The 26,374-nt window shown below is 70.3% G+C and carries 18 protein-coding genes and 1 pseudogene; 8 read left to right on the top strand and 11 right to left on the bottom strand.

Translation table 11 applies throughout. The annotated features are described in order from the left end of the window. Positions 1 to 15: 15 nt before the first annotated feature. The 5 genes from ACZ7L7_RS01460 to ACZ7L7_RS01440 form a co-directional block, all read right to left on the bottom strand. Positions 16 to 1,035, bottom strand: a complete 1,020-nt coding sequence (locus ACZ7L7_RS01460) for an ABC transporter permease (protein ID WP_471591604.1) — start codon at positions 1,033 to 1,035, stop codon at positions 16 to 18. Next, a complete protein-coding gene (locus tag ACZ7L7_RS01455; protein ID WP_285513775.1) occupies positions 1,032 to 2,549 on the bottom strand; it encodes a sugar ABC transporter ATP-binding protein in 1,518 nt (505 codons plus the stop codon). Before ACZ7L7_RS01455 ends, ACZ7L7_RS01460 begins: the two co-directional genes overlap by 4 nt. A 112-nt stretch (positions 2,550 to 2,661) precedes the next feature. Beyond that, positions 2,662 to 3,843: an ROK family transcriptional regulator gene (locus tag ACZ7L7_RS01450; RefSeq protein WP_093721815.1), complete on the bottom strand. Its 1,182-nt coding sequence runs from the start codon at positions 3,841 to 3,843 to the stop codon at positions 2,662 to 2,664. Positions 3,844 to 4,082: 239 nt separating this feature from the next. After that, on the bottom strand, positions 4,083 to 4,760 hold the full coding sequence (locus tag ACZ7L7_RS01445) for a GntR family transcriptional regulator (RefSeq protein ID WP_453608123.1): 678 nt from the start codon (positions 4,758 to 4,760) through the stop codon (positions 4,083 to 4,085). Positions 4,761 to 4,932: 172 nt separating this feature from the next. Continuing rightward, positions 4,933 to 5,871, bottom strand: coding sequence for a beta-ketoacyl-ACP synthase III (locus ACZ7L7_RS01440; RefSeq protein WP_285513773.1), 939 nt, complete (start codon positions 5,869 to 5,871; stop codon positions 4,933 to 4,935). Positions 5,872 to 6,050: 179 nt separating this feature from the next. Between ACZ7L7_RS01440 and ACZ7L7_RS01435 the strand changes: the two are divergent. The 3 genes and pseudogenes from ACZ7L7_RS01435 to ACZ7L7_RS01425 all read left to right on the top strand — a co-directional run. Beyond that, positions 6,051 to 6,251: pseudogene (locus tag ACZ7L7_RS01435) on the top strand (2Fe-2S iron-sulfur cluster-binding protein); the annotation flags it as partial. A 17-nt stretch (positions 6,252 to 6,268) separates the two neighbouring features. Then, positions 6,269 to 7,117, top strand: a complete 849-nt coding sequence (fdhD, locus tag ACZ7L7_RS01430; protein WP_285513772.1) for a formate dehydrogenase accessory sulfurtransferase FdhD — start codon at positions 6,269 to 6,271, stop codon at positions 7,115 to 7,117. Positions 7,118 to 7,305: 188 nt separating this feature from the next. Next, positions 7,306 to 8,520: a hypothetical protein gene (locus ACZ7L7_RS01425; protein ID WP_471428086.1), complete on the top strand. Its 1,215-nt coding sequence runs from the start codon at positions 7,306 to 7,308 to the stop codon at positions 8,518 to 8,520. Here ACZ7L7_RS01425 and ACZ7L7_RS01420 read toward each other — a convergent pair. After that, positions 8,456 to 9,463 carry a bile acid:sodium symporter family protein gene (locus tag ACZ7L7_RS01420; protein WP_285513770.1) on the bottom strand — a complete coding sequence of 336 codons (1,008 nt, stop codon included), beginning with the start codon at positions 9,461 to 9,463 and terminating at the stop codon, positions 8,456 to 8,458. The genes ACZ7L7_RS01425 and ACZ7L7_RS01420 overlap by 65 nt on opposite strands. 159 nt (positions 9,464 to 9,622) lie before the next feature. Between ACZ7L7_RS01420 and ACZ7L7_RS01415 the strand changes: the two genes are divergently transcribed. The 3 genes from ACZ7L7_RS01415 (at position 9,623) to ACZ7L7_RS01405 (ending at position 13,507) form a co-directional block, all read left to right on the top strand. Further along, positions 9,623 to 10,486 (top strand): LysR substrate-binding domain-containing protein, encoded by an 864-nt coding sequence (locus tag ACZ7L7_RS01415; RefSeq protein WP_285513769.1) that lies wholly within the window; start codon positions 9,623 to 9,625, stop codon positions 10,484 to 10,486. A 226-nt stretch (positions 10,487 to 10,712) separates the two neighbouring features. Next, positions 10,713 to 12,539: an AMP-dependent synthetase/ligase gene (locus tag ACZ7L7_RS01410; RefSeq protein ID WP_471428088.1), complete on the top strand. Its 1,827-nt coding sequence runs from the start codon at positions 10,713 to 10,715 to the stop codon at positions 12,537 to 12,539. 131 nt (positions 12,540 to 12,670) lie between these two features. Then, positions 12,671 to 13,507 carry an aldo/keto reductase gene (locus tag ACZ7L7_RS01405; RefSeq protein WP_285513767.1) on the top strand — a complete coding sequence of 279 codons (837 nt, stop codon included), beginning with the start codon at positions 12,671 to 12,673 and terminating at the stop codon, positions 13,505 to 13,507. A gap of 47 nt (positions 13,508 to 13,554) precedes the next feature. On the opposite strand, the gene ACZ7L7_RS01400 is transcribed toward ACZ7L7_RS01405, so the two are convergent. The 3 genes from ACZ7L7_RS01400 to ACZ7L7_RS01390 form a co-directional block, all read right to left on the bottom strand. After that, positions 13,555 to 14,256 carry an SDR family oxidoreductase gene (locus ACZ7L7_RS01400; protein WP_453608132.1) on the bottom strand — a complete coding sequence of 234 codons (702 nt, stop codon included), beginning with the start codon at positions 14,254 to 14,256 and terminating at the stop codon, positions 13,555 to 13,557. Positions 14,257 to 14,412: 156 nt separating this feature from the next. Then, on the bottom strand, positions 14,413 to 15,300 hold the full coding sequence (locus ACZ7L7_RS01395) for a class I SAM-dependent methyltransferase (RefSeq protein WP_285513765.1): 888 nt from the start codon (positions 15,298 to 15,300) through the stop codon (positions 14,413 to 14,415). Positions 15,301 to 15,665: 365 nt separating this feature from the next. Continuing rightward, positions 15,666 to 17,381: a glycoside hydrolase family 6 protein gene (locus tag ACZ7L7_RS01390; protein WP_453603308.1), complete on the bottom strand. Its 1,716-nt coding sequence runs from the start codon at positions 17,379 to 17,381 to the stop codon at positions 15,666 to 15,668. A gap of 355 nt (positions 17,382 to 17,736) precedes the next feature. On the opposite strand from ACZ7L7_RS01390, the gene ACZ7L7_RS01385 reads away from it, so the two are divergent. Both ACZ7L7_RS01385 and ACZ7L7_RS01380 read left to right on the top strand, forming a co-directional pair. After that, positions 17,737 to 20,655 (top strand): glycoside hydrolase family 48 protein, encoded by a 2,919-nt coding sequence (locus tag ACZ7L7_RS01385; RefSeq protein WP_472074346.1) that lies wholly within the window; start codon positions 17,737 to 17,739, stop codon positions 20,653 to 20,655. A 200-nt stretch (positions 20,656 to 20,855) separates the two neighbouring features. After that, positions 20,856 to 23,540 (top strand): cellulose binding domain-containing protein, encoded by a 2,685-nt coding sequence (locus ACZ7L7_RS01380; protein WP_472074344.1) that lies wholly within the window; start codon positions 20,856 to 20,858, stop codon positions 23,538 to 23,540. A 43-nt stretch (positions 23,541 to 23,583) separates the two neighbouring features. Here ACZ7L7_RS01380 and ACZ7L7_RS01375 read toward each other — a convergent pair whose 3' ends face one another. Both ACZ7L7_RS01375 and ACZ7L7_RS01370 read right to left on the bottom strand, forming a co-directional pair. Continuing rightward, positions 23,584 to 24,255, bottom strand: coding sequence for a hypothetical protein (locus ACZ7L7_RS01375; protein ID WP_472074342.1), 672 nt, complete (start codon positions 24,253 to 24,255; stop codon positions 23,584 to 23,586). A gap of 82 nt (positions 24,256 to 24,337) precedes the next feature. Beyond that, entirely contained in the window at positions 24,338 to 26,209 is a 1,872-nt protein-coding gene (locus tag ACZ7L7_RS01370; protein WP_472074340.1) for a rhamnogalacturonan lyase, read from the bottom strand. Positions 26,210 to 26,374: the final 165 nt, after the last annotated feature.

Genomic DNA, 26,374 nt, shown 5'->3' with positions numbered 1-26,374 from the left:
CGGTGAACCCTTTCCTCAGGTCGTGCTCGCGGTACGGCGCTGGACCAGCACGGCGGCGACGATGATCGCGCCCTTGGCGATCTGCTGGACGTCGCTCTGCAGGTTGTTCAGGGCGAAGATGTTGGTGATCGTGGTGAAGATCAGGACGCCGAGCACGGAGCCGGTGATGGTGCCCCGGCCGCCGCTGAGCAGGGTGCCGCCGATGATCGCGGCGGCGATGGCGTCGAGTTCGTAGAGGTTGCCGTTGGTGTTCTGGCCCGAGCCGGACAGGATGATCAGCAGGAAGGCGGCGATGCCGCAGCACAGCCCGGACAGCAGGTACAGGTACAGGCGCTGGCGGCGGACATCGATGCCGGCCAGCCGGGCGGCCTCCGCGTTGCCGCCGACGGCGACGGTGCGGCGGCCGAAGGTGGTGCGGTTCAGCAGCAGCCAGCCGATGACGGTGACGACGGCGAAGACCATCACCAGCGGCGGGATGCCCAGCACATAGGCGTCGCGTTCCCCGAGGTCGAGGATGCCGGGGATGGTGACGATCTGCGTCTTGCCGTCGGTGATCTGCAGGGCCAGTCCGCGCGCCGAGGCGAGCATGGCGAGGGTGGCGATGAACGGCACCATCCCGCCGTACGCGATCAGCAGCCCGTTGACCAGTCCGCAGCCGACGCCCACGAGGACCGCCGTGAACAGCACGCCGCCGAAGCCGTACTCCTGGGTGGCGACCGTCGTCGCCCACACCGAGGACAGGGCGACGATCGCGCCGACGGACAGGTCGATGCCGCCGGAGGTGATGACGAAGGTCATGCCGACGGTGACGACGCCGATGACGGACGCCTGGGTGAGGACGAGCTGGAGGTTGCGGGTGTCCAGGAACTCGTCCGGCTTGGTGATGCCGCCGATGACGATCAGCGCGGCGAGCACGCCGAGCAAGGACAGGGTGCGGACGTCGGCGCGGGCCATCATGCCCCGCCAGGCGGGGAGTGCGGCCACGGGTGCGGTCTTGCCGGTGCCGTCCCTCGGTGGGGACGCGTGCTGCGTCATGACGCCGGGCTTCCTTCCATGACGAGGTCGAGGACACGGTGTTCGTCGAGGGCGCGGGCGGGCGCGGTGTGCACGACGCGCCCCTCGCGCAGCACCAGGACGCGGTCGGCGAGGCCCAGCACCTCGGGCACCTCGCTGGAGACGAGCAGCACGGCCAGGCCCTCGTCGGCCAGGCGCCGCACCACCGCGTACAGCTCGGCGCGGGCGCCCACGTCGACGCCGCGGGTGGGTTCGTCCAGCAGCAGCACCCGGCAGCCGCGCAGCAGCCAGCGGGCGAGGACGGCCTTCTGCTGGTTGCCGCCGGACAGGGTGCGCACCGGCACGGCGGGGTTGTCGGGCCGCAGCGACAGCTCGCGGGTGGCGGCGCGGGCGGCGCCCAGCTCGGCGCCGCGGTCGATCCAGCCGGCGCGGGCGAAGCGGGACATGGAGGAGACCGACACATTGCGGGTGACGGACTCCAGCATGAGCAGGGCCTGCGCCTTGCGTTCCTCGGGCGCGAGCCCGAGTCCGGCGCGGACGGCGGCGCGTACGCTGCCCGGCCGCAACTCCTTGCCGTCGACGAGGACTTGGCCGGTCGCCGGTTTCCGGGCGCCGTAGATCGTCTCCAGGATCTCGGAGCGCCCCGAGCCGACCAGTCCGGCCAGCCCGACGATCTCCCCGGCCCGCACCTCCAGGTCCAGCGGCTCGAACTCCCCTTGCCGGGAGAGCCCCTTGACCTGGAGGACCGGTGCGCCGGCCGCGTCCCCGACGGGCCGCTCGGGGAAGACGTACTCGACGTTGCGGCCCGTCATCAGGGCGACGACGTCGCGGGTGGGCGTGGACTTCGCGGGCAGTCCCCCCGCGACCGCCCGGCCGTCCTTGAGCACGGTCACCCGGTCGCCGATGCGCCGGATTTCCTCCAGGCGGTGCGAGATGTAGACGACGGCGACCCCGTCGGCGGTCAGGTCACCGACGATCCGGAACAGGTTGTCGACCTCGTCCGGGTCGAGGGCCGCCGACGGCTCGTCCATCACGATCAGCCGTACGTCGTGGGAGAGCGCCCGCGCCATGGAGACGATCTGCTGCTGCGCCGCCGACAACTGACCGACCAACCGGCCTGGATCGATCTCGGGATGACCAAGTCGCTTGAGCAGTTTGGCAGTTGACTCGCGGGCCGTCCTGCGCCTTACGACGAATCCGGCGGCCGTGGGCTCATGGCCGAGGTGGACGTTCTCGGCCACCGACAGGTGCTCCACGAGGTCGAGTTCCTGGTAGATGGTGGCGATGCCCAGACGCATGGCGGCGATCGGGGAGCGCAGGGTGACGTCCTCGCCGCGCCAGCGGATGGTGCCGGTGTCGGGCTGGTGGGCGCCCGCCAGGACCTTGATCAGGGTGGACTTCCCGGCGCCGTTCTGGCCGAGCAGGCAGTGGACTTCCCCGGCCTGGACATCGAGGTCGACTCCGTCGAGGGCCCGGACACCGGGGAAGGACTTGGTGATGCCGGACATGCTGAGCAGCGGTGGTTCTGGTGCCATGAGCTCCCCTTGGCGGACGTGCGGGACCGGTGTCAGGGCAGGGCGAAGCAGCGGGATGTGCTCGGGTGACTCGTGTCAGGAGCCGGTCGCGCCGGCTCCTGATGCGGTGCGGTTACGCGGGTGAGAACAGGTGGTCGCTGATCAGCCGGGCCGCGCCGATGACTCCGGCGGTGGGGCCCAGCTCGCCCAGCACGATGGGCAGGTTGCCGGTCGCCAGCGGCAGCGACTGGCGGTAGACCTGGGTACGGATCGCGGCGAGCAGGGTGTGGCCGAGGCCGGTCACCCCGCCGCCGATCACCACCAGGCCGGGGTTGAAGAAGCTGACGAGACCGGCGATGACCTGGCCGGTGCGGGTGCCGCCCTCCCGGATCAGGTCGAGGCTGGTGGCATCGCCCGCGGCTGCCGCGGCGGCGACGTCGACGGCGCTGAGCGAGCCGTTCGCCTCCAGCCGCGCGGCGAGTTCGGCCGAACGCCCCTGCTGGGCCGCCTCCTCGGCGTCCCGGGCGAGCGCCGCGCCGCTGAAGTGGGCCTCCAGACAGCCCCGGTTGCCGCAGGCACAGGGCCTGCCGTCGGGGACCGCCTGGATGTGCCCGATGTCTCCGGCGCTGCCCGTCGTACCGCGGTGGACATGGCCGTCGACCACGATGCCGCAGCCGATACCGGTGCCGATCTTGACGCAGAGGAAGTCGCCCACGGAGCGTGCCACGCCCGCGTGCTGCTCCCCCATCGCCATCAGGTTCACGTCGTTGTCGACCATGACCGGGCAGCCGAGTTCCTGGCTGAGCGCCTCCCGCACGGGGAAGCCGTCCCAGCCGGGCATGATCGGCGGCGCCACCGGGACGCCCTCGGGGAAGCGGACGGGTCCGGGGACGCCGATACCGGCGCCGTCGTACCCCTCCGCGAGCCCGGTCGCGCGCAGTTTGGCGGCCATGGCGAGGACCTGCTCGAAGACCGCGACCGGGCCCTCGCGCACGTCCATGGGGTGGTTGAGGTGTCCGAGGATCTCCAGTTCCGCGTTGGTGACGGCGACGTCGACCGAGGTCGCGCCGATGTCCACACCGAGGAAGCGGAGCCCCGGGTTGAGCCTGATGTTGTGGGAACGGCGGCCACCGCGCGAGGCGGCGAGTCCGTCGGCCACGACCAGACCCGTCTCCAGCAGCCGGTCCACCTCCACGGCCAGCTTGGACCGTGACAGATCGACCTGATCGCCCAGTTGCGCCCGGGAGTTGGGCCCCCCGTCGCGCAACAGCTTGAGCAGCCGGGCCTGATGGGCGTTCGCGGGTCGCGCCGTCATCCGTCTCACGAGCCCCTCCCCGCCCCAATCGGCCACCGGTCGCCTGGCTTTCGAGGGGAACGTAGCAGCGGGCGCGGTGGCTGGGAAGAATCTGTGCACGAATTCCCTTCGACTTTTTCCACTGACAGGACAAAGGCGAGGGGTTTTGTGGTCAATGCGAGGCTTGCACCCACACGATGCGCCGCACCTCGGGGGTGTTGGCGCGCCCGCACGGGCACACCAACGCCCCCGGGGCCCGCTCAGCCCTGCTGGCTCGCGTGGTACGAGGTCCGCGTCTGCTCCGTGTGCTCGCGCATCAGTTCCGTCGCCCGCCGCTCGTCGCGGTCGGCGATCGCCGCGATGAGCCGGCGGTGCTCGATCCAGGACTGCTTGCCCCGTACGCGGGCGATGGGGGTGTAGTACCAGCGGACCCGGCGGTCGACCTGGGCGGCGAGTTCGGAGAGGACCGTGTTGCCGGCCAGTTCCATGATCTTGGCGTGGAAGCGGGCGTTCATGGCCACCGCTCCGTCCACGTCGTCCGCCTCCACCGCGCGCTCACCCTCCGCGCACAGCTCCTCAAGCGCCGCGATCCCGTCGGCCCCGGCGTTGGCTGCGGCGAGCCGGGCGGCCTCGGCCTCCAGCAGGGTCCGCACGGTGAGGAGTTGGTCGGCCTCCTCCTCCGTCGGCTCGTGGACGAACGCCCCCTGGGCGGGCCGCAGATCGACCCACCCCTCGGTGTTCAGCCGCTGCAGCGCCTCGCGCACCGGCTGCCGCGACACCCCGAGGTGCCCGGCGAGTTCACTCTCGACCAGGTGCTGGCCGGGGCGCAGGACACGGGTCGTGATGAGTTCCAGGAGCGCCTCGTAGACACGGTCCCTGAGCGGCCCCGGCCGCTCCAGCTTCGGCACCGTCCCCTGCGGAAGTCCTGCCGACAACATCGCGGTCCCCCTCCGGAGCCGTCCGACCACAATCCAGGGATTGTCTTTCGTCTACAGTCTACGGTCCACCGGGGCCGGTGAAAGGGGGAGCTGGCCGCGTCACACCGGGGCCAGTGAAAGGGGGAGTTGGCGGCGTCACACCGGGACCCGGCACCGTCCGCTCAGCGCCGGTTCACGGGCAGCGCACGACCTGCCCGGCGTACGAGAGGTTCCCGCCGAACCCGAACAGCAGCACCGGGTCCCCGCTGGAGACCTCGCCCCGCTCCACGAGCTTGGAGAACGCCAGCGGAATGCTCGCCGCCGAGGTGTTCCCGGAGTCGGTGACGTCCCGCGCCACCACGGCGTTGACCGCGCCGATCTTCTCCGCGAGGGGTTCGATGATCCGCAGGTTCGCCTGGTGCAGCACGACCGCGGCGAGGTCGGCGGGCGTGAGCCCCGACCGCTCGCAGGCGCTGCGCGCGATGGCGGGCAGCCGTGTGGTGGCCCAGCGGTACACGCTCTGCCCCTCCTGCGCGAACCGCGACGGCACACCCTCGATCCGCACGGCGTTCCCCATCTCCGGCACCGACCCCCAGAGCACCGGACCGATCCCGGGCGTCTCGGCGGCCTCGACCACGGCGGCCCCCGCTCCGTCGCCGACGAGCACACAGGTCGTCCGGTCGGTCCAGTCCGTCACGTCGGACATCTTGTCGGCGCCGATCACCAGGGCGCGGGTGGCGGCCCCGGCGCGCACGGCGTGGTCGGCCGTGGCCAGCGCGTGGGTGAAACCGGCGCACACCACGTTGACGTCCATCGCGGCGGGCGAGGGGATGCCGAGCCGGGCGGCCACCCGGGCGGCCATGTTCGGGGACCGGTCGACGGCGGTGGAGGTGGCCACCAGTACCAGGTCGATGTCGCCGGGCGCGTACCCCGCCGCCGCGAGCGCCTTGGCCGCCGCGTGGCCGGCCAACTCGTCCACGGGCTCGTCGGGCCCGGCGATGTGGCGTGTGCGGATGCCCACCCGGGACCTGATCCACTCGTCACTGGTGTCGACCATGCGGGCCAGGTCCTCGTTGGCGAGTACCTTGGCCGGCTGGTAGTGGCCGACCGCGGCGATGCGCGAGCCGTTCATTCGGGTGGTTCCCCCTCGTTGCCTTGGGTAGCGGGATCCACCAGTCTGATCAGTGACTCACGGGTACGGCGGCAGGTGATGCCACAGGAAACCGGCGCCCGGGTTGTCGGCTTCTGTCAGACACCCGGACATCCGAACACGCGTCGAACAGCTTGCCGCCCCCCGCTACCCGGCACCTGGCACCCGGCACCTGGGACGAGGACCGGCAGACCGGGACGACCACGGTGTGCGCGCACTGCGCAGTGGGCTGCAACCTCACTCTCCACGTGCAGGACAATGAGATCGTGAAGGTCACCTCGCCGCACGACAACCCGGTGACCCACGGCAATCTGTGCATCAAGGGCCGCTTCGGCTACCAGCACGTCCAGAACCGGAACTGATCGGGGCTGATCGGGACATGGGACGAGTCACCGAACGACGCAGGGTGCTGCGCATCCGGGACGGGGTGATCGCCAGTCGGCCGGACACCCTCGTCGCCGAGGAGCCCCTGGAGATCCGGCTGAACGGCAAACCCCTCGCGATCACCATGCGGACGCCGGGCGACGACTTCGCGCTGGCGGCCGGGTTCCTCGTGAGCGAGGGCGTGCTGGCCGAGAAGGGGGATCTACGGAACATCGTCTACTGCGCGGGGGCCACGGTGGACGGCTCCAATACGTACAACGTGGTCGATGTGCAGACCTCGGGTGGCGTCACCATTCCGGACATCACTCTTGAGCGGAACGTCTATACGACGTCCTCGTGCGGGTTGTGCGGCAAAGCCAGTCTTGATGCGGTGCGGACCACCGCGCGGTGGCCCATCGCCGACACTCCCCCGGTGCGTGTGGACGCCGAGGTGCTGGCGAGCCTGCCGGACCGGCTGCGGGCCGCACAGCGGGTCTTCGACCGGACAGGCGGGCTGCACGCGGCCGCCCTGTTCACCGAGGACGGGGAACTGCTCGACATACGGGAGGACGTGGGGCGGCACAACGCGGTCGACAAGCTGGTCGGGCGGGCGCTGCAGAACGGGGAGCTGCCCCTGTCACGGACGGTGCTGCTGGTCTCCGGGCGGGCGTCCTTCGAGCTCGCGCAGAAGGCGGTGATGGCGGGGATTCCGGTACTGGCGGCCGTGTCGGCGCCGTCCTCGCTGGCCGTGGACCTGGCCGCGGAGGCCGGGCTGACCCTGGTGGGGTTCCTGCGGGGCAGCTCCATGAACGTGTACGCGGGTGAGGACCGGGTTGCCCTTCCGGCTGCGGCGGGACGGGGCTGAACGCTCTCCTCGCTGCACGACGGCTGGGCCCCGGGTGGCGGGGAGCGCCCCCTGCGTCACCGGGGTCACGCTGTTTTTTGTCTTGAGCGGGCCTGCGCCTTTTACACGCGCCCTCAGTGATGTTGGGCCGGTGGCCGGGGTTCAGGCGCCCTTGGTTGGCAGGCTGGCGTTCGATAGCGTGCAGCGGCATGCCCCGTAGCGCGGTTGCCGGACGGTGGACCTGGATCAGTTTGCTGCTGGTTCTGGTGCTCGGGGCTGTCCTGCTCACCACGCTGCCCGAGGACCGCGGAGACGATGGCTGTTCCGCCCGTACCGTTCGGGCCTGGGGCGCCGACTCCCGGTTGAACTCCGAGTTCTCCCGTTACGGCGACGACGCCTCCCGCGCCGACGACTGGACCGGCGGTGACGGCACCCACTCGGTGCGGCTGCCGGACGGGCGGGTGCTGTGGTTGTTCTCGGACACGTACTTGGGGCAGGTGTACGGGCCGCCCAATCCGTTCGGTGAGTCGTACGCCTGGCGTGACACCTCGGCGCCGATGGTGCGCAACTCGGCGGTGGTGATGCGGGACGGGCGGCTGGAGAGCACCCTGCCCGCTCCGCTGTTCGCCGATCCGGCGCCGGGGCAGTGGCGCTGGCCCGTCGCCGCTCGGGTGGAGCCCCGGCGGCCGGGGACGGAGGAGAAGGTACTGCGGGTGGTGTTGTGGGTGCGGGCGGCCGGGCCGGCGCCCTGGATCTACGGGGTGCCCATCGCCACCGAGGTCGCCACCTTGTCACTGCCCGATCTGAGGGTTGAGTCGACCGTGAAGGTGTTCGATCAGCCACTCGTCGCCGATCCGTCGCAGCGGGTGCTGTTCGGGACGACGCTGGTGGAGGAAGGCGGCTGGACGTACGTGTTCGGCGGCGACGACCGGCAGGCGGTGTCGCGGCCGGTGTCGCGCGCCTATGCCGCCCGGGTGCCGGAGGGCGGGCTGGGCGATCCCGCCGCCTGGGAGTACTGGGACGGGGAGGAATGGGCCGCCGGGGTGCGGCCCCGGGCCGTGCTGGGGGACGGGCAGCGGAAGGGGGTGGGCAGTGCTTTCTCCGTCGTGCGGGACGGGTCCACGTATGTGCTGTTCACCATGGCCGGGGGTGGGGACGGGCTGACGACCGTGACCTCCTATTGGGCCTGTTCGCCCACTGGGCCCTGGCATGGGCCCGGCAAGGGCTTCCGGGCGGACCTGCCCGACGGGGACGTGGCCGCGTACAACCCGCAGGTCCATCCGGAGCTGAGCGGGGACGGGCGGCTGGTGCTCAGCTACGACGTGAACTGGCTGGAGACGAACGGCGCCGCGGCGCAGCTCAGCCGGAACGTGGCCCTGTACCGACCGCGGTTCGTGACGCTGCGGCTGGGTCCTGCGCGGTGATCTCGGGGTCGCGGGCGCGGCGCTTGGCGATGACCGCGCAGACCATGAGCTGCATCTGGTGGAAGAGCATGAGTGGGAGGACGGCGAGGGAGGCCTGGGCGCCGAAGAGGACGCCTGCCATGGGCAGGCCTGCGGCCAGGGACTTCTTGGAGCCGGCGAACTGGATGGCGATCCGGTCCTCGCGGTTGAAGCGCAGGGCTTTGGCTCCGTACCAGGTCAGGGCGAGCATCGCCGCCAGGAGGACGGCTTCCACTCCCAGCAGGGCGGCGAGGCGTGCCGGGCTCACCCGGCTCCAGACGCCCGCGACCATGCCCTCGCTGAAGGCGGTGTAGACGACCAGGAGGATCGAGCCGCGGTCGACCAGCCCGAGGATCTTCTTGTGGCGGTGGACGAAGGTGCCGATCCAGGGGCGCAGGAGTTGGCCGGCCAGGAACGGGACCAGGAGTTGCAGCACGATCTTCAGCAGGGTGTCGCCGGAGAAGCCGCCGCCCGTGCTCCCCAGCAGGCTTGCCGCGAGGAGCGGGGTGGCGACGATGCCGACCAGGGAGGAGAACGAGCCCGCGCAGATGGCCGCGGGGACGTTGCCGCGCGCTATGGAGGTGAAGGCGATGGAGGACTGGACGGTCGAAGGGACCAGGGTGAGGAAGAGCAGGCCCTGGTAGAGGGGGTCCGTGAGGAGGGTGGGGACCGTGACGCGGGCCGCCAGGCCGAGGAGGGGGAAGGCGATGAAGGTGCTGGCCAGGATGGTGATGTGCAGGCGCCAGTGGCGCAGGCCGTCCAGGGCCTCGCGGGTGGAGAGGCGGGCTCCGTAGAGGAAGAACAGCAGGGCGATCGCCGCTGTGGAGGCGCCGGAGGCCACGTCGGCGCCCGTGCCGCGGGCCGGGAGCAGTGCCGCGAGGCCCACCGTCCCGAGCAGGAGCAGGAGGTACGGGTCGATCGGCATGCGACGCGGCCAGCGCAGGCGTTTCACTGTGCTCCACTACTTCACTCGCGGGTGGTTCCCGGGCACGGGCGTGCCCTCTCCATCGTGCTCCGACGAGTGCTGATCGGGAATCCCGTATACCGCTCTGACTGCTATCGCGTACGGCGATAGCCTGGGGGTGTGTACGAGCCCTCTCATCTGCGGACCTTTCTGGCCGTGGCCCAGACGCTGAGCTTCACGCAGGCGGCGCGGCGGCTGGGGCTGCGGCAGTCGACGGTCAGCCAGCATGTGCGGAGGCTGGAGGACGCGACGGGGCGGCAGCTGTTCGCGCGGGACACCCACTCCGTGGAGCTGACCGAGGACGGCGAGGCCATGCTGGGGTTCGCGCGGCGGATCCTGGAGGTGCACGAGCAGGCGGCGGCGTTCTTCACCGGGACCCGGCTGCGGGGGCGGCTGCGGTTCGGGGCGTCGGAGGACTTCGTACTGACCCGACTGCCGGAGATCCTGGAGGGCTTTCGGTACGAGCATCCGGAGGTCGATCTGGAGCTGACCGTGGAGCTGTCGGGGACGCTGCACGAGCAGTTGGCCGCCGGGAAGCTCGATCTCGTGCTCGCCAAGCGGCGGCCCGAGGATCCGCGGGGTGAGCCGGTGTGGAGCGACCGGCTGGTGTGGATCGGGGCGGAGCGGCTGCGGCTGGAGCCGGACCGGCCGGTGCCGCTCATCGTGTATCCGCCGCCGGGGATCACCCGGGCCCGGGCGCTGGAGGCGCTGGAGCGGCAGGGGCGGGAGTGGCGGATCGTGTGCACCAGCGGCAGTCTCAATGGCTTGATCGCGGCGGCTCGGGCCGGGCTGGGTGTGATGGCGCATTCGCGGGGGCTGATCCCGCCGGGGCTGGTGCGGATGCCCGAGCGGGCGGGGCTGCCGGAACTGGGGCAGGTGGACTTCGTACTGGTCCACGGCGCGCGGCGGACGGCGGCGAAGGGAGCCGCGGACGCGCTGGCAGCGGCGATTCTGGCGGGCGGGGAGCGGCTGCACCGGCGCTGAACGGGTCGTACAGATTTGGTGGAGATCAAGGCACCGAACCTTACTCAACCGTCAGGTTTCTGTCCGACCCTTCCCCTTGTGCGTGCATTTTCCCTGGCAGGCGGGGCCGTGTCGCGGCTTTGGCCGGTTTTCCACCCCCTCCCGCCCCGTCTGACCGTGGGGTAGCTTTCACGGCCAGCGCTGGCGTCGTACAAGGTCGTACACACAACGGGGAGCGGGAGCGAGTTTGCGCGAGTTCACCAACCCTCCGTTGGCGTTGGCACCGCCGGTGGGCGGACTGGCCGACGTGGTGTTCCGGTATGCCGAGGAGGACCCGGCGCATGTGGCGCTGGGCCGCAAGGACGAAGCCGGGCAGTGGCGGGACGTGACCTCCGCGGAGTTCCGTGACGAGGTGCTGGCCCTGGCCAAGGGGCTGCTCGCACGGGGTGTGCGGTTCGGCGACCGGGTCGCGGTCATGTCGCGCACGCGGTACGAGTGGACGCTGTTCGACTTCGCGCTGTGGACCGTCGGCGCCCAGGTGGTGCCGATCTATCCGACCTCGTCGGCCGAGCAGTGCTTCTGGATGCTGTACGACGCCGAGGTCACCGCGGCGATCGTGGAGCACGAGGACCACGCGATGACGATCGCCACCGTCATCGACCGGCTGCCGAACCTGCGGGAGCTGTGGCAGCTCGACGCGGGCTGTGTGCGGGAGCTGTACGACGCGGGCGCGCATCTCGACGACGAGGTGGTGCACCGGCACCGGCAGGCCGTCACCCCGGACTCCGTCGCCACGGTCATCTATACGTCCGGTACTACCGGCCGGCCCAAGGGCTGTGTGATCTCGCACGGCAATCTGATGTACGAGGCGGACACGGTCATCGAGCGCTGGGAGCCGGTGTTCCACTCCAAGAAGGGCGACGAGGCGGCGACGCTGCTGTTCCTGCCGCTGGCGCATGTCTTCGGGCGGATGGTGCAGGTCGCGGCGATCCGGGGGCGGGTGCGGTTCGGGCATCAGCCGCAGATGAACGCCGCCGCGCTTCTTCCGGATCTCGCCGCTTTCCGGCCCACCTTCTTCCTCGCGGTGCCGTACATCTTCGAGAAGGTGTTCAACGCCGCCCGGCGCAAGGCCGAGAGGGAGGGCAAGGGCGGCGCCTTCGAGAAGGCCGTCGAGGTGGCCGTGAACTACGCGGACGCGATGGAGGCGAAGGCCTGGGGCATCGGGCCGGGGCCGTCGGCGGGGCTGCGGATGCAGCACCAGTTCTTCGACAAGCTCGTCTACGGCAAGATGCGCGCCGCGATGGGCGGCAGGATCCGGCACGCCATGTCCGGCGGCTCGGCGATGGACCGGCGGCTCGGGCTGTTCTTCGCGGGCGCGGGTGTGCACATCTACGAGGGGTACGGGCTGACCGAGTCCACGGCCGCCGCCACCGCCAACCCGCCCGAGCGCACCCGCTACGGCACGGTCGGGCAGCCGATTCCGGGGGTCACGGTCCATATCGCTGACGACGGGGAGATCTGGCTGAGCGGCGGCAATGTCTTCCAGGGCTATCTCAACAACCCCAAGGCCACCGACGAGACCCTGCACGACGGGTGGCTGGCCACGGGTGACATCGGGGCGCTGGACGAGGACGGCTATCTCACCATCACCGGGCGCAAGAAGGAGATCCTGGTGACCTCGGGCGGCAAGAGTGTCTCGCCGGGGCTGCTGGAGGAGCGGGTGCGGGACCATCCGCTGGTCGCGCAGTGCATCGTGGTCGGCAACGACCGCCCGTACGTCGCCGCCCTGGTGACGCTGGAGCAGGAGGCCGTGGAGCACTGGCTGAGCATGCGGGGCAAGCCGGTGATGAGCCCGGCGGAGCTGGTGCGGGACCCCGATCTGGAGGCCGAGGTGCGGCGGGCGGTGGTCGCCGCCAACACACTGGTCTCGCAGGCCGAGTCGATCCGCACCTTCCGCATCCTCGCCCAGCCGTTCACCGAGGAGCACGGGCTGCTCACACCGTCGCTGAAGCTGAAGCGCAGGGCGATCGAGAAGGCGTACGCCAATGAGGTCGAGGCGCTGTATCAGGCGTGAGCCGCCCGGACGCCTCCCGGCTGCCTCCCGGCTGCCTTCCGGACTGATTCTGCGATCAGGAATGCATCACGGGCCGTGATCGTTGACGATGGGGCTTATCACCTGACGACAACCGTAAGGATCAAGAGCTCGTGAGCAGCAAGGTCCCCCTGATCAAGCTCAACAACGGCGTCGAGATGCCCCAGCTGGGCTTCGGCGTCTGGCAGGTGCCGGACGACGAGGCGGAGCGGGCGGTCGGCACCGCGCTGGAGTCCGGGTACCGCAGCATCGACACAGCGGCGATCTACGGAAACGAGGAGGGCACCGGCAAGGCCATCGCCGCCTCGGGCATCCCCCGTGAGGACATCTTCGTCACCACCAAGCTCTGGAACGCGGACCAGGGGTACGACTCCACCCTGCGCGCCTTCGACACCTCGCTGGCCAAGCTGGGCCTGGAGTACGTCGACCTCTATCTCATCCACTGGCCGCTGCCGGCCAGGGACAAGTACGTCGACAGCTACAAGGCGTTCGAGAAGCTGCTCTCCGACGGCCGGGTCAAGGCGATCGGTGTGTCCAACTTCCTGCCGGAGTACCTGGAGCGGCTGATCGGCGAGACGTCGGTCGTCCCGGCGGTCAACCAGATCGAGCTCCACCCGCATCTGCAGCAGCACGCCGCCCGCGAGTTCCACGCCCGGCACGGCATCGCCACCGAGGCGTGGTCGCCGCTCGGCCAGGGCAAGGGCCTGCTGGAGGTCCCGGCGATCGTGGCGATCGCGCAGAAGCACAACCGCACCCCGGCCCAGATCGTGCTGCGCTGGCACCTGCAGACGGGCAATGTGGTCATCCCGAAGTCCGTCACCCCGTCCCGCATCCGCGAGAACATCGACGTCTTCGACTTCAGCCTCGACGCCGAGGACCTGGCGGCGATCAGCGCGCTGAACGAGGACCGGCGGATCGGCCCGAACCCGGCCACGTTCGACGTGGTCTGACCTGTGACGTGTGGGCGGCTCCGTCGCGACGGGGCCGCCCACACGGGTCACACGGGCTGCCCGATGGGCCGTACGACGACGGTGTTCACGTCGACGCCGGCCGGCTGCCGGATCGCCCAGACGATCGAGTCGGCGACCTGGTCGGCGGTGAGCAGGTGGCCCGGGGGCAGGCTGCCGGAGCTGTCCCAGAACGGCGTCTCCGCCCGGCCCGGCGCGACGAGGGTGACGCCGACGCCCCACTCGGTGACCTGACGGCGGGTGTTCTCGGCGAGCCCGGTCACCGCCCACTTGGTGGCGCCGTAGATGTTGCCCGGCGTGTGCACGAAACCGGCGACACTGCCGATCAGCACGATCCGGCCCCGGCTCTCCTTCAGGGCGTCGATGGAGGCGCGGATCAGCAGCGCCGGTCCGAGGACATTGGTGAGGACCATCTCCGGCCAGCCGGACGGGTCTCCCTCGGCGACCGAATCGTGGGTGGCGAAGCCCGCGTTGGCGACGACCGTGTCGATCCGCCCGAACTCCTTCAGGGTGGTGTCCACGGCGGCCTGGATCTGCCTGTGGTCGGCGGCGTCCCCGACGATCGTCAACAGCCCCTCGGGTTCCCCGAGTTCCTCGGCGAAGCCCTTCAGCCTGGCCTCGCCGCGGCCGGTGACGGCCACCCTGTGTCCGGCGTCCAGCAGTTGGCGTGCGACCGCGGCGCCGATACCGCTGCCGCCGCCGGTGATGAGCGCGACCGGTGATGCCGTCATGGTGACCCCCTGAGGTGTTCGGTGAGCGGGAGGGAGAGTCCATCAATTGGAGTGCTCTCGAAGTCAAGGGTGACGGGTCAGGGGGACGGTCGCGCAGGTCGTGCGGTACTCGGGCGGTTCACGCCCGGCCGGGGAGCCGGCCGAGCGCGGGCCCGATCAGCCGGTGCGGACGCCGGTGTGCACTGTCCGGGCCGCCAGGACGTACAGGTCGGGGCGCTGGTGGACGCTCGCCTCGTCGTTCGGGTCGAGGAGGCGGTCCAGGGTGGCGCGGTCCTCGGCGTCGAGTTGGTCGGCCAGCTTCTCGCGGACGCGTTCGAAGGTGTCGGCGGCTACCGCGCGGGCCCGGTCGGGGGCCGGGGCGGGGAGGTCCAGGAGGAAGGTGCGGGTGCCGGAGGGCTTGAGGCCGGCGTGGGTCATCAGGGCGCGCCAGTCCTCGGTGACCGGCACGCTGTCGGGCAGGGAGGCGCGCATCTCGGTGAACCAGTCGGCCTGGACGGCGTCGATCCGGGCCTCCAGACCCGGGCGGCCGATACCGATGTCGCGGGGCAGGAAACGGGCGGACAGGCCGCCCTCGACCAGGGCGAGGGTGCCGCCGACGTTCAGACGCTCGGCGTAGGCGGCGATCGCCGCCTGCTGGTCGCCGAGGTGGTGGAGGCTGTGGCTCGCCCAGATCAGGTCGGCGGGGTAGTCCAGGTCGGCCATGGCCTCGGGGAGTTCCCCGGCGAGCGTGGCGAAACGGTCCGCGACCCCGAGCCGCTCCGCCCTGGCGCGGGCGAGTTCGAGCAGCGGCTCGGAGCCGTCCACGGCGACGACCCGGGCCCCAGGGAAGGCTTCGGCGAGCTGGCAGGAGACGACGCCGGGACCGCTGCCCGCGTCGACGATCAGACCGGGTTCGGTCTGCTTGCCGCCCAGCCAGGCCAGCGCGTGCTCGTGGAGCGGCGTGTACAGCTCGGCCTGGGTCTGGAGGTGCTCGGCCATGTCGGCCCAGTCGATGTCCGTGTCGTTGTGGTCGTGCGCGTGCTGGTGTGCGGGTCCGTGCGCCATGGTGCTCAGCCTCTCCTCCGGGTGCCGACAGGGTGCGTCGACTCACCGGCGGGACGCAAACGTCGTTGCCGTATCCGCAAAAGGCGGTGGGGTGCCGGGGCGCGCCCTGGTGCGGCGGCTGGCGTCGAGGGTCGCCCGGCGCTGAGGCGCGGCAAGTGCCGAGGCCGGCAGAGGCCGAGGCGCGCCAGGTGCCAAGGCCGGCCGACGCCGGGGCTCGGCAGATGCCGGGGCCGGTCGCCACTGCCGCGCCGCAGGTGCCGGGGCACCCGGTACTGCGGCACGGCACGTGCCGAAGCCACCCTCCGCGCCGGCGCGGCAGGTGCCGGGGCGCCCGGCGTCGCAGGGCGCCCCGGCGGGTCAGCCGCTTACGACAGCGGCGGGTAGGCGTTCCTCATCAGCTCCTGGAACTGGGCGGAGAACCAGTGCCCGGAGACCGGCGCGTTCGGCAGGGCGCCGGACAGGTTGTTGCCGTTGCGCGCGTTGCCCGTGTAGGTCGGGTCGCACATCCGGTCGAAGCCCTTGCCCTCGTCGTTCGGGATCGCGGTGCTGGAGCCGTCGGACTCCCCCGGGGGCTTCATCCAGACGTAGGCGTCGATCCCGGCGGCCGGGGCGGTCTGCGGGCGTTCGCCGAGACCGGCTCCGGACTGGTTGCACCAGTTGCCGATGTGGATGCGGCGGTCGTAGCGGCCGCCGTCGACGTAGGTGTTGACGTTGGTCGTGGCGCCGGGACCGGTGGGCCGCTGGCTGCCGCCCCAGCCGTTGCGGGAGGTGTCGATCAGCATGCCGATGCTGGAATTGAAGCCGACCGACACCAGCTGGTTGCGGAAGGCCTGGGCGAAGGACAGCTCGTCGACGTAGCGGTTCCAGTCCACCCAGTCCGACTCGCGGACGGAGGTGCCGTTGACCGTGGAGTTGATGGTGAAGTTCTCCTCCTTCAGGGCGCTGTAGTTGGCGGTGTTGGTGATGAAGCCGTGGACGTCGTTGACCGTGGCGCCCTCGGCGGTGGCGGCCTCCTTGAAGATCTGCGCGGAGGCGTTGAAGTTGTCGTCCCAGCCGATCCAGCCGTGGTGGCCGGCGTCGACGTAGTTGTAGACGTTGGGGATGGCGCCGAGCTGGGCGAGCGCGTAGCCGACGCCCTTGACGTAGTTGCCGTTGGCCTTCATCACGTCGCACTCCGGGGTGGCCGTGGGGCGGCTGCCGGTGTTGGTGACGAGGTTGGGCAGGGAGTCGATCTCGACGGTGGTGACGATGCGCAGGGAGGCGTACTTCGGGTCGGAGAGGATCTCGGCGATCGGGTCGATGTACTCGTTCTTGTACCGGTCGATCTCGGTCGGGCCCAGCTCGCCGTTGGAGGCGAGGGCGGCGCAGTCACGGCCGGGCAGGTTGTAGATGACCAGCTGGATGACCAGCTCGTCGCTGCCCTTCTGGGAGAGGGCCTCGTCGAGGTGGTCGCGCAGGCCCATGCCGCCGTTGACGCCGTTGATGGCGGCGATCCGGTCCAGCCAGACACCGGTGGGCTGGTCGGCGATGCGGCTGCCGCCGGGCTCGGCGGCGGCCTTCTCGGACCACTCGGGGTTCACGTAGACCTTGGCGCCGGAGTACGGGTTGTCCACGCGGTCGCCCTCACCGGGTTCGCCCGGGCCGCCGGGGTCGGTGCCGCCGTCGTCGACGTTGCAGGTGACGCCGTCGAGGGTGAAGGTCGCCGGGATCGCGTTGCTGCCGCTGTAGCTGGCGTTGAAGCCGAAGCTGACCGAACCGCCGGTGCCCAGGGTGCCGTTGTAGCTCTCGTTGGTGGCGGTGACCGACGTGCCGCTCTGGTTGATCCTGGCGTTCCAGCCGTTGGTGATCTGCTGGTTGCCGGCGTAGGCCCACTTCACCGCCCAACTGCTCTTGGCGGCACCGTTGTTGGTGACGGTGACGGAGGCGGTGAAGCCGGTGCTCCACTCGTTCTGCACCTTGTAGTCGACGGTGCAGGGCACGGCGGCGGCGCCGAGGTCGTCCGGCACCGCGGCCAGCGACGTCCCGGACGCCCCGGCGACCAGCGCCAGGGCAGCGAGCATCGCGATTCTGGTACGGCTCATGAGTGCGGGTTCCTTCGTGTCGATGCGGGGGTTTCGATACGGGAAGGAGTGGCCCGAGGCCGCCCGGCGTGGGCTAAAAGTACTGAACGCGGGGGGTGGCGCATGAGCGACTCCTGTGCAGATCAGCGCGGCCGTGACGGACGCGTCGACTGGTGGAACCGCTCCCACTGGTGTCATTGAAGTTAGCGCCAAGTGACGTTGAGCAACAGGGGAGTTGCCAAGTTTTGTTAAACGAACGCATCGAATCTTTTCGACTCTTCAAGCACCTTGACCCCCAGCACCCCCTTCCCCACTATGGGAGCGCTCCCACTGGTTCAAGCCTTGACATCTCCGAGCCGCAAGGAGGAACCAGCACATGCATCCCCCACCCCGGAGACGGGCAGTGGTGCGGCGCGCCTGGACAGCCGTCGTCGCCGCTCTGGCGCTTCCGTTCACCCTGCTCGCGACGGGCACGACGCCGGCGCAGGCGGCACCGTTGCAGTGCAGCGTCGACTACAAGACGAACGACTGGGGTTCCGGCTTCACCGCCGACCTGACGATCACCAACCGCGGGACGGACGTGATCGACGGCTGGACCCTGACGTACGCCTACTCGGGCAACCAGCGCCTCAGCAACGGCTGGAACGGCACCTGGTCGCAGTCCGGGCAGAACATCACCGTCACCAACGCGAGTTACAACGGGCGGATCGCGGCCGGCGCCGCGGTCAGCACCGGTGCGCAGTTCACGTACAGCGGCACCAACACCGCCCCCACCTCCTTCAAGGTGAACGGCACCACCTGTGTCGGCGCCCATCAGCCCCCGATCACGGTGCTGACCAGCCCGGCGGCGGGTGCCGTGTACTCGCAGGGCGACCCGGTGCCGCTCGCGGCGACCGCCGCCGCGGCCGATGACGCCACGATCACCAAGGTCGAGTTCTACGACGACACCACGCTGCTGGGCACCGACACGAGCGCGCCCTACTCGCTCTCGGTCTCCAGCTTGACCGTGGGCAGTCATTCCCTGGTGGCGAAGGCGTACGACAGCCTCGGCGCGTCCGCGGAGTCCACGCCGGTCGGCATCACGGTCGCCTCGGGTCCCGCCGTGGTGGCCTCGACCAACCAACTCGCCGTACAGCAGGGCAAGACGGGCACGTACGACATCAAGCTGTCCACGCAGCCCTCGTCCAACGTGACCGTCACCACCAGCCGCGCGAGCGGGAATTCGGGGCTGACGGTGACCGGCGGCGCCACGCTCACCTTCACACCGTCGAACTGGAACACCGCCCAGCGCGTGACCATCTCCGCCGACTCCTCCGGCACCGGCGCGGCGACCTTCGAGTCGACCGCGAACGGGCACGCCAAGGCGACGGTGACCGTCACCCAGGTCGAGGAGTCGGGTGAGTACGACGCCCGCTTCCTGGAGCTGTACGGGAAGATCACCAACCCCGCGAACGGCTACTTCTCACCCGAGGGCATCCCCTACCACTCGGTGGAGACGCTGATCGTGGAGGCCCCGGACCACGGCCACGAGACCACCTCGGAGGCGTACAGCTATCTGCTGTGGCTGCAGGCCATGTACGGCAAGGTCACGGGCGACTGGAGCAAGTTCAACGGCGCCTGGGAGATCATGGAGAAGTACATGATCCCGACCCACGCCGACCAGCCGACCAACTCCTTCTACAACGCCTCCAAGCCGGCCACCTACGCGCCCGAGCTGGACACCCCGAACGAGTACCCGGCCCCGCTGGACTCCGGTGTCTCGGTCGGCCCGGACCCGATCGCGGCGGAGCTGAAGAGCGCGTACGGCACGGACGACGTCTACGGCATGCACTGGCTGCAGGACGTGGACAACACCTACGGCTACGGCAACTCGCCCGGCAAGTGCGAGGCGGGACCGTCGGACACGGGTCCGTCGTACATCAACACCTTCCAGCGCGGCGCGCAGGAGTCGGTGTGGGAGACGGTGCCGCAGCCGACCTGCGACGCCTTCAAGTACGGCGGGAAGAACGGGTACTTGGACCTGTTCACCGGTGACTCCTCCTACGCGAAGCAGTGGAAGTTCACCAACGCCCCGGACGCCGACGCGCGTGCCGTGCAGGCCGCGTACTGGGCCGACAAGTGGGCCGACGCGCAGGGCAAGGGCAGCGAGATCTCCGCGACCGTAGCCAAGGCCGCGAAGATGGGCGACTACCTGCGCTACGCCATGTACGACAAGTACTTCAAGAAGGTGGGCAACTGCGTCGGACCGTCCGCCTGCCCGGCGGGCACCGGCAAGGACGCCTCGCACTACCTGCTCTCCTGGTACTACGCCTGGGGCGGTGCCACCGACACCTCGGCGGGCTGGGCCTGGCGCATCGGCTCCAGCCACGCGCACGGCGGCTACCAGAACCCGATGGCCGCGTACGCCCTGGCCAACTACGCCGACCTGAAGCCCAAGTCGGCGACCGGCCAGGCGGACTGGGCCAAGTCCCTGGACCGGCAGATCGAGTTCTACCGCTGGCTGCAGTCCAGCGAGGGCGCGATCGCGGGCGGTGCGACCAACAGCTGGGCGGGCCGGTACGCGACCCCGCCGAGCGGCAAGTCGACCTTCTACGGCATGTACTACGACCAGCAGCCCGTCTACCACGACCCGCCGTCCAACCAGTGGTTCGGCTTCCAGGCGTGGTCGATGGAGCGGGTGGCCGAGTACTACCAGCAGACCGGGAACGCCGCCGCCAAGACGGTCCTGGACAAGTGGGTCGACTGGGCGCTGGAGCACACCACGATCAACCCGGACGGCACCTTCCGGTTCCCGTCGACGCTCCAGTGGTCGGGCCAGCCCGACACCTGGAACGCGAGCAGCCCCGGCTCCAACGCCGGTCTGCACGTCACCGTCGCCGACTACACCAATGACGTCGGTGTGGCGGCCGCGTACGCCAAGACCCTGACGTACTACGCCGACCGCTCCGGCGACACCGAGGCGGCGACGACGGCGAAGACGCTGCTGGACGGCATGTGGGACAACTACCAGGACGACCTGGGCATCGCCGTCCCGGAGAACCGCGCCGACTACAACCGCTTCGACGACCCGGTCTACGTCCCGAGCGGCTGGACCGGGACCATGCCGAACGGCGACGCGATCAACTCCTCGTCCACGTTCGAGTCGATCCGCTCCTTCTACCAGGACGACCCTGCCTGGTCGAAGATCGAGTCGTACCTGCGAGGCGGTGCGGTGCCGACGTTCACGTACCACCGGTTCTGGGCCCAGGCGGACATCGCCCTGGCCATGGGTTCGTACGCGGAGCTCCTCGAATAACCCCCCGCTGAGCGCCCCACGGCGCCCGAAGGGCTCCGCGTACGCGGTCCCGCCTCCTGACGGCGGGACCGGGCAGCCGGGCGGTCCCCTCCCGCACAGGGGGCCGCCCGGCATATCTCGCACCGTCGAGAAAGCGCTTGCCATCAGCAATCGGCTGTTCCCCCTTCGGAGTTCCCCCACCCCTTCGGAAAGGACACCCCGTGCGAAGAACCGTGCCACGAACCGTCCGCAGAACCCGCGTCCTCACGGTCGTCCTGGCGCTGGCGGCCGGTCTGCTCGCGGGCACCCCGCCCGCGCTGGCCGCCGAGCCCGACACCCCGCCGGTGTCCATCGCCGCCGACACCTACACCTGGAAGAACGCCCGCATCGACGGCGGCGGCTTCGTCCCCGGCATCGTCTTCAACCGCACCGAGAAGAACCTCGCCTACGCCCGCACCGACATCGGCGGCGCCTACCGCTGGGTGGAGTCCTCGAAGTCCTGGACGCCACTGCTGGACTCGGTGGGCTGGAACGACTGGGGGCACACCGGGGTCGTCAGCCTCGCCTCCGACCCGGTCGACCCGGACCGGGTGTACGCGGCGGTCGGCACCTACACCAACAGCTGGGACCCGGGCAACGGCGCGGTGCTGCGCTCCGCCGACCGGGGCGCGAGCTGGCGGAAGGCGGACCTGCCGTTCAAGCTGGGCGGCAACATGCCCGGCCGGGGCATGGGCGAGCGCCTGGCGATCGACCCGAACCGCAACAGCGTGCTGTACCTGGGCGCGCCGAGCGGCAAGGGCCTGTGGCGGTCGACGGACTCCGGGGCGAGCTGGTCACAGGTGACGAACTTCCCCAACGTCGGCACCTACGTGCAGGATCCGAGCGACTCCAGCGGCTACGCCTCCGACAACCAGGGCATCGTCTGGGTCACCTTCGACGAGTCCTCGGGCAGCGCGGGCAGCGCCACCCGGACGATCTACGTCGGCGTCGCCGACCAGGACAACGCGGTGTACCGCTCGACGGACGCGGGCGCGACCTGGAGCCGTCTCGCCGGTCAGCCCACCGGATATCTGGCCCACAAGGGCGTCCTCGACGCGGAGAACGGCTATCTGTATCTGGCCTACAGCGACAAGGGCGGCCCCTACGACGGCGGCAAGGGGCAGTTGTGGCGGTACGCGACGGCGACCGGCACCTGGACGGACATCAGCCCGGTGGCGGAGGCCGACACCTACTACGGCTTCAGCGGTCTGACCGTCGACCGGCAGCACCCGGGCACGGTGATGGCGACGGCGTACAGCTCCTGGTGGCCGGACACGCAGATCTTCCGGTCCACCGACAGCGGCGCCACCTGGACGAAGGCGTGGGACTACACGTCGTACCCGAACCGCGCCAACCGCTACACCATGGATGTCTCCTCCTCCCCCTGGCTGACCTGGAACGCGAACCCGGCCCCGCCGGAACAGATCCCGAAACTCGGGTGGATGACCGAGGCGCTGGAGATCGACCCGTTCGACTCGGACCGGATGATGTACGGCACGGGCGCGACGATCTACGGCACCGAGAACCTCGGGAACTGGGACGAGGGAACGCAGTTCACCATCAAGCCGATGGTCAGGGGGCTGGAGGAGACGGCGGTCAACGACCTCGCCTCTCCCCCGTCGGGCGCCCCGCTGCTCAGCGCGCTCGGTGACATCGGCGGCTTCCGGCACACGGACCTGACCCAGGTCCCGCCGATGATGTACACGCAGCCGAACTTCACCACGACGACCAGCCTGGACTTCGCGGAGTCCAACCCCAATACCGTGGTCCGGGTGGGCAATCTGGACTCGGGGCCGCACATCGCGTTCTCCACGGACAACGGCGCCAACTGGTTCGGCGGCACCGATCCCTCGGGGGTGTCGGGCGGCGGGACGGTCGCCGCGGCGGCGGACGGCAGCCGGTTCGTGTGGAGCCCGGAAGGCGCCGGCGTGCATTACGCGACCGGCTTCGGCACCTCCTGGTCGGCGTCGTCCGGCATCCCGGCGGGCGCGACCGTGGAGTCCGACCGGGTCGACCCGAAGCTGTTCTACGGCTTCAAGTCCGGGAAGTTCTACGTCAGTACGGACGGCGGCGCCAGCTTCACCGCGTCCGCCGCGACCGGGCTGCCGAGCGGCGACAGCGTCCGCTTCAAGGCGCTGCCCGGGGCGAAGGGCGAGGTGTGGCTGGCGGGCGGCGCGAGTGACGGCGCGTACGGGCTGTGGCACTCCACCGACAGCGGCGCGAGCTTCGGCAAGCTGTCCAACGTGGAGCAGGCCGACACCATCGGCTTCGGCAAGGCGGCGCCGGGGGCGTCGTACCAGACGCTGTACACCAGCGCGAAGATCGGCGGGGTGCGCGGCATCTTCCGCTCCACGGACGAGGGGGAGAGCTGGACGCGCATCAACGACGACGCCCACCAGTGGGGCTGGACGGGCGCGGCGATCACGGGTGACCCGCGGGTGTACGGCCGGGTGTACATCGCCACGAACGGGCGGGGTGTCATCTACGGCGACACGTCCGACAGCGGCGGTACCGACCCGGACCCCGATCCTGATCCCGAGCCGACCGGCGCCTGCGCGGTGACGTACAAGGTCACCAACCAGTGGCAGGGCGGGTTCCAGGCGGATGTGCAGCTGAGCAACACCGGGACGAGCGCATGGTCCGGGTGGGCGCTGACCTGGTCCTTCCCGAACGGTCAGACGGTGTCGCAGATGTGGAACGCCGAGCACACCCAGTCGGGTTCCTCGGTGACGGCGAAGAACGTGGGCTGGAACGCGAACGTGGCCGCCGGTTCCTCGGTGAGCTTCGGGTTCACCGGCAGCTGGTCGGGCACGAACGGCGAGCCGACCGCCTTCAAGGTGGGCGACGCGTCCTGCTCGGTGAGCTGAGGTGTCGGGGGCGCGGGCCGGTGCCGGCCCGCGCCCCTGTCGCTCACTTCACGTCGCCCGCGAAGACGACTTCCTCCGAGTCGTAGTCGGGAGCGACCTCCACCTGAAGGAATGTTTCCTTCTTGGGCAGCTCGCAGGCCCAGGCGAAGGACAGGGAGCGGCCCGCGAGGATGCGGGTGTCGGGCAGGCCGTCGAGTCCGTCGTCGTAGATGGCCTCGCCCTCCCGGCCCTCGTCGCCGTAGGCGCAGCTGGCGGTCATCTCGTTGGCGTCGACGGTGGAGTCGGAGTTGTTGACCACCTTGATGGTGAACTTCACGTACGGCGTGTTCTCCGGGGCCGCGTAGTCGCTGGACACCCCGCGGCTGAAGCCGGAGAGGCTGACCTCGACGTCGTGGTCGTAGACGACGGTGTCGTCGAGGGCGTAGGAGTCGCTGCTGCCCGCCTCCTCTCCGCCCGTGTCCTCGCCGCTCGTGTCCTCCTCCGCCGCGTCGGTCTCGGCGGCAGGTGCCGTCTTGGTGACGGTGACCGTGGGCGCGGGCTTGGCCTCATCACTGTCGCCGCCGCCGGTGACCCCGTAGGTGACCGCGGCGGCGACCACCGCGCCGGCCACGGCGGCGGCCGTGGCGATCAGGGCCGTACGGGGCCCCTTCGGCGGCGGAGGCGGTACCGGCGGCCCGTATCCGGGCATGGGCGGCGGCGTGAACTGCTGACTCATGATCCCCCCAGGGAAATGGTGCGGAGAAGTGAATCTTCCCCGGGGAGTCATGACATGTGTAGACCTTGTGATCGAAATGTGCTCAGGGCACGTATACCGCGGGTCGCGGGGCGGTGGCCATGCCGTTGCCGAGGAAGAAGCTGGGGTGCGGCGGCTGGTTGTAGGCCGTGTTCTGCCAGGCCAGGCCGGTGCGGTACATCGTGTCGTGCAGCAGGGTCGTGATCCTGGTGCTGGTCTCGTACGGCGTGGAGTAGATCCGCAGCGCCGTGTTGTTACTGGTCGGCCAGATGACCTCCTCGCGCCAGTCGCCGAGGATGTCGCCGGAGAGCGACGGGGTCGCCTTGGTGCCGTTGTTGGAGTGCACCGAGGCGCCGGTCAGCAGGCGGGTGTCGGAGGAGGTGCCGTACTTGTCGATGTGGGTCCCGTCGAGGAGTTCCCGGACCGTGTCCCCGTCCCACCAGGACAGGAAGTTGACGGAGGACGGCTCGCGGCCCTTGGTGGCACCGGCCTCGTCGCGGATGCTGGTGTCCGAGGCGGACCAGACCTCGGCGCCGTCGTTGCCCGCGTAGATGTCCCCGGCGACCCCGCGCCCGTTGTCGCAGCAGGCGGCCAGCTTCCAGCGGACAGACCCGTTCGCGGGGTTGAGGTACAGCGCGGCGGGCTGGGAGCTCGACTCGGACACCTTGTAGTACTCCAGGCCCGGGCTCGCCGGATCCAGATCCCCGAGATGCTGGGCGTCCCCATGCCCGGTCTTGGCGGTCCACAGCCCACTGCCGTTGTCATCCACGGCCATCGAGCCGTACACGATCTCGTCCTTGCCGTCGTTGTCGACGTCACCGACGGACAGGCTGTGCGAGCCCTGGCCGTCGTAGCCCTTGCCCGCGTTGGTGGAGGAGTTGGTGTCGAAGGTCCAGCGGCGGGTGAAGGAGCCGTTCCGCCAGTCCCAGGCGGCGATGACGGTACGGGTGTAGTAGCCGCGCGCCATGATCAGCGAGGGTCGGCTGCCGTCGAGGTAGGCGGTACCGGCCAGGAACCGGTCCACGCGGTTGCCGTAGGAGTCGCCCCAGGAGGAGACGGTGCCGCGGGCCGGGACGTAGTCGACGGTCTGCATCGCGCGTCCGGTCTGCCCGTTGAACATGGTCAGGTACTCGGGCCCGGACAGCACGTACCCGCTGGAGTTGCGGTAGTCCGCGGACGCGCTGCCGATGACCGTGCCGCCGCCGTCGACGGTGCCGTCGGCGGTCTTCATGGCGACCTCGGCCCTGCCGTCGCCGTCGTAGTCGTACACCTGGAACTGGGTGTAGTGGGCGCCGGAGCGGATGTTGCGGCCGAGGTCGATCCGCCAGAGCCGGGTGCCGTCGAGCCTGATGCCGTCGACGACGGTGTTCCCGGTGTACCCGGACTGGGAGTTGTCCTTGGCGTTGCTGGGCTGCCACTTCAGTACGAGGTCCAGGGCACCGTCGCCGTCCAGGTCGCCGACGGAGGCGTCGTTGGCCTCGTAGGTGTAGGCGACGCCGTCCGGGGTGGTGCCCCCGGCGGGCGGGGTGATGGGCACGTCCTTGTACCCGGACCGGAACTGGATGGCGTGCACGGAGTCCGGTTGCTCCACGCCGTTCACCATCGCCCGGACCGTGTAATCGGCGTGGGAGGGGGCGCCGGAGTGGAAGTAGTTGGTGGACCCGGTGATCGGGGCGGAGTTGACCTTCGTACCGGCGCGGTACAGATTGAACGCCACGTCATCGGGATCGGTTCCGAGCCACCGCCAACTGACCAGATTCCCGGTGCCGGTATGGACGCTGACGACCCCTCGGTCCAGCGCCTCGACCTGCCTCGCGGCAGCGGCCTCGGCGGCCTCGGCGCCAGGCAGCGCCGCGATCCCGGCGCCGACGAGCACGGCGGTGGCAGCCAGGCCGGCCATCACGGTCCTGCGGGGTCTGCGGTGCGGGTGCGTCATGGGGTGTACCTCCCTGGGGGCGGGTCGGTTTCCCTGAAGTCGCCGCCGGGGAGCGGTGAAGTTGCCGTGTTCTTGCGGCAGTTCGTGAAGGGAGCCAAGGAGCGCGCCGGGTCGGACGGCCCCGACCGAGCGCCCGCCCGCCGGCCTTTTGGCGGTTTTGGGCCG

The organism is Streptomyces sp. NPDC110618, from assembly GCF_055657065.1.
The sequence above is the reverse complement of the archived record's forward strand: the minus strand, read 5'-3'. Positions and strand labels throughout refer to the sequence as shown.